Origin of the sequence: Micromonospora sp. KC606 (assembly GCF_004348675.1) — a bacterium.
In the GTDB taxonomy this organism is placed as follows: Bacteria; Actinomycetota; Actinomycetes; order Mycobacteriales; family Micromonosporaceae; genus Micromonospora.
In genome coordinates, this window is record NZ_SMKN01000371.1 from 1 (window position 1) to 2,434 (window position 2,434).

3 protein-coding genes and 1 pseudogene are annotated in these 2,434 nt (G+C 75.8%); 1 reads left to right on the forward strand and 3 read right to left on the reverse strand.

All coding sequences use genetic code 11. The features are described from left to right. From E1193_RS31065 to E1193_RS31075, 3 genes are all read right to left on the reverse strand, one after another. Positions 1–537: GNAT family N-acetyltransferase (locus E1193_RS31065; RefSeq protein ID WP_132186686.1), on the reverse strand; the 537-nt coding region annotated here is incomplete at its 3' end. Next, positions 534–1,280: a monooxygenase gene (locus E1193_RS31070; protein WP_132186687.1), complete on the reverse strand. Its 747-nt coding sequence runs from the start codon at positions 1,278–1,280 to the stop codon at positions 534–536. The genes E1193_RS31065 and E1193_RS31070, both read right to left, overlap by 4 nt. Beyond that, the gene (locus E1193_RS31075) at positions 1,277–1,765 is read right to left on the reverse strand and encodes a YbaK/EbsC family protein (protein WP_132186688.1); all 489 of its coding nucleotides are present in this window, start codon (positions 1,763–1,765) and stop codon (positions 1,277–1,279) included. Before E1193_RS31075 ends, E1193_RS31070 begins: the two co-directional genes overlap by 4 nt. A gap of 497 nt (positions 1,766–2,262) precedes the next feature. On the opposite strand from E1193_RS31075, the pseudogene E1193_RS31080 reads away from it, so the two are divergent. Beyond that, a pseudogene (locus E1193_RS31080) lies at positions 2,263–2,434 on the forward strand (chromosome segregation protein SMC); the annotation flags it as partial.

Genomic DNA, 2,434 nt, shown 5'->3' on the forward strand with positions numbered 1-2,434 from the left:
GGACAGGGGCAGGTCCCGGCCGAGCACGCCGAACGGGCGCTCGTCGCCGGGGAAGTGGAAGTGCCGCAGCACGTCGACGAAGCCGAACCGCCGGTACAGCCGCCAGGCCCGCGACGTCCGCTCGTCGGCCTCCGGGGTGGACAGCAGGGTGGTCGACCCCTCGGCCAGGGTGAGCAGGGCGGTGAGCTGCCGGCTGCCCACGCCGTGCCCCTGCGCCGGCGGCCGGACGTGCAGCTCGACCACCTCGAAGCAGTCGGTCAACCAGCGTTGCCGGGCCTGCGGGTCCAACGCCCGGTGCACCTGGTCGTGCCACCACTGCCCGGGCTCGCCCCGGTAGCCGTACCCGAAACCGGCCAGGTGGCCCTCGGTGGTGAGGCTGGCGACGGCGCGGAATCCGGGCCGGCGCACGTGGGTGGCGATGTAGCCGCGGCGGGCCTCCAGCAGGTTGGCGCGGTAGTTCATCGCCTCCCCGTAGACGGCCACCACGTCGTCGAGCCGCCGGACCAGATCGTCCGGCGTCCACCGCACCAACCTCATGCGCTTCCTCTCACCGTCTCCGCGCCGCTGTCGGCGACCCAGCCCAGCACCGCCCGGTCACCGATGACGTCGCGCACCTCGAACCGCGCGAAGAGCTCCTCGGCGTACCACCTCTCGGTGGGGGTGCGGGTGATCGCGGCGCGGTGCTCCGGGTGACGGTACGCGAACGCCACGAGGTCCGCCGGGTCGCGCCACACGCTGACGGTGCCCTGCCAGCCCAGCGGGGCCTCCCCGACGCCGAACCGGGCGAGCAGACCGGGCGTGGCGTGCAGGGCGGCGGCCACCGGCGGGACCGCCTTCCAGAAGGCCGCCGCCCGCCGGGGGCGCAGCCGGGCCCGGGTCAGCGCCAGCACCGGCCCGGCCACCCGACCACCGGGCGGGTCGCCGAACGGACGTCGCCGCGACCACTCGCCCCGGCTGGTCACCGGGCGCAGGTCGACCCGGACCCGGGCCCGGGCGATCCGGGCCCAGGCCCGGCCGACCGGGGAGGTGTCGAAGCCGTCGGCGGCGGTGGGGGAGTCCCACACGGTCAACGCCGCCCACCGGGTGGGGTCGGCGTCACCCGGCCCGAAGCCGGTGCCGGTCCCGGTGCCGAGCAGCTTGCCGAACCGGACGCCGGGGGTGGCGCGCAGCCGGCGCCGGTCCCGCACCATCCGGGCCAGGGCCCGGGGCAGCGCCGCCCGGGGAACCCGCCACACGTGCAGGGTGACCAGCTCGGGTACCGCCTCGACGGCGGATCTCACGCCACGTCGGCAGGGGTGCCGGCGGTGATCCGCAGCAGGTCGGCGTACGTGATGGGGAAGACCGCCTGCGGCACCCCGCCGGCCGCCCAGACCTCGTCGTACGCCTTCAGCGCGGTGTCCACCAGGGTGCGCAGCGGATGCGGGTGGCCCAGCGGAGCCACCCCGCCGATCACCTGCCCGGTGTGCTGCCGGACGAACTCCGGGGTGGCCCGGCGCAGCCGGGTGACCCCGATGGAGGTGGCCAGGCCGGCGGTGTCGACCCGGTGCGCGCCGGAGGTGAGCACCAGCAGCGGCGCGCCGTCCGCCTCGAAGATCAGCGAGTTGGCGATGGCGCCGACCTCGACGCCGAGCGCCTGGGCAGCCGCGGCGGCGGTGTGGGCGGCCTCGGGCAGCAGGCGGACCGTGCTCGGCGCGTCGGCGCCGTCCCGGGCGTCTGCTTCGTCGAGGGCCTCCTGCACCGCCCGTACGTTGGGGTGTGACTGCATGGCGTCATTCTTCCGGGGTATCCCTCCAGTCGGTGCAGCGGCCCGGCTGTTCGGCGTGCCGCTGCCGCCGGAGGTCGGTTCGTGACTCGCGGCCGTGGGTGGCACGCCGTACCTGACACGTTGCGTTTTCGTCGGCGGGAGGGTGTACTGTCAGCAGTGGTTAGAACGGGTGTTCGATTGAATCGCACATCCGTTCCAGCGAACCGGGAGCGGTGTTTCGCGGCGCCGCTTCCGGGAGGTGCGGTTTCGCGGACCGCACCGGGTGCCGGGCAGTCGCGAGCCCGGTCCCGTCAGGCAGGATCGTCGTCCGCCGCCCACGACCCCCGGGCGGCGGACGACGGACCCGCCGGTTACGCCGGCCGGGTGTGGTGTGGGGAAGCGTCCACACCCGGCCGGCCCCATCCGGTGCGTCTTCCTCCGCACCACCCGCCCCGGGCGGTCACCGACGGTCCTCCGTCGCGTGCCCCGCCCGTCCCGGTCACGCGGAGGAGACAGTCATGCCGACCCAACCGGCCCAGGCACCGACGGTGCCCGCGCACGTGCTGCCGCACCGCACCCCGGCCCAGCTTCTCGCGATGGCCCGACGCGGGCTCGCCGAGGCCGCCCAGACCCGCCCCGACGGCCTGCGTTACGCGACCGCCCACCTCGCGGCGCTGCGCGCGGCCGCGG